The organism is Parasphingorhabdus sp. (assembly GCF_036963805.1).
Taxonomy (GTDB): domain Bacteria; phylum Pseudomonadota; class Alphaproteobacteria; order Sphingomonadales; family Sphingomonadaceae; genus Parasphingorhabdus.
This window is the reverse complement of record NZ_JBALUN010000055.1, coordinates 1-572: the sequence shown is the minus strand read 5'-3', so window position 1 is coordinate 572 and position 572 is coordinate 1. Positions and strand designations below refer to the sequence as shown.

At 49.5% G+C, this 572-nt stretch carries 1 protein-coding gene; it reads left to right on the top strand.

Annotated features, from left to right (window positions below):
• Positions 1–385 precede the first annotated feature (385 nt).
• The coding region (locus V7676_RS18750) for a hypothetical protein (protein WP_335661073.1) at positions 386–572 on the top strand (187 nt) is incomplete at its 3' end.

The window sequence follows — 572 nt, the reverse complement described above, 5'->3', positions numbered from 1 at the left end:
GTATTGTTAAGTGTTGTCATTAGCTCTTCCTCGAACGTGCACAACGAATCCAGTTTAAGCCGTGAGCCCTTTGGCAGGTTTCGAAAAGCACGCAGTAAGACAGAGCAAACCGAAGAGTTGTGCGATAGCTCAGCAAACCAAGATCCAATGGGCTCGGATCAGGTTCGCAGGGTTGGTATTCACCTACTGCGCCGACCTGTATTACACAGCGCGCCAGTCCCTATTTGAACGAAAGTATCTTTATATGATTTGATTGATTACTGCAAGCCCTACTGATTTTTGCTAATGCGGCAATGTTGCCGTAAAGCATAGTCTGACGCCCCTTCGAAGTATTTGCTTTCCACCGAATTAGCGCGATGATAGACGCGGTTCTAACGGAAGCAGTATGATGTATGACTATCACGGGGCAATGACCGATGCCGTTGTGGAGGCACCGGATGTCCCGCGCGAACGACTGGTCTGGATCATGAATGATACGCACCGCGCCAGATATCGTGCTTTTCTGGAAAATGAGATGGGCGTTGAGCCTGACGATGACGAATCTTTCGGCATACCGATTGAGACGGGCGAAC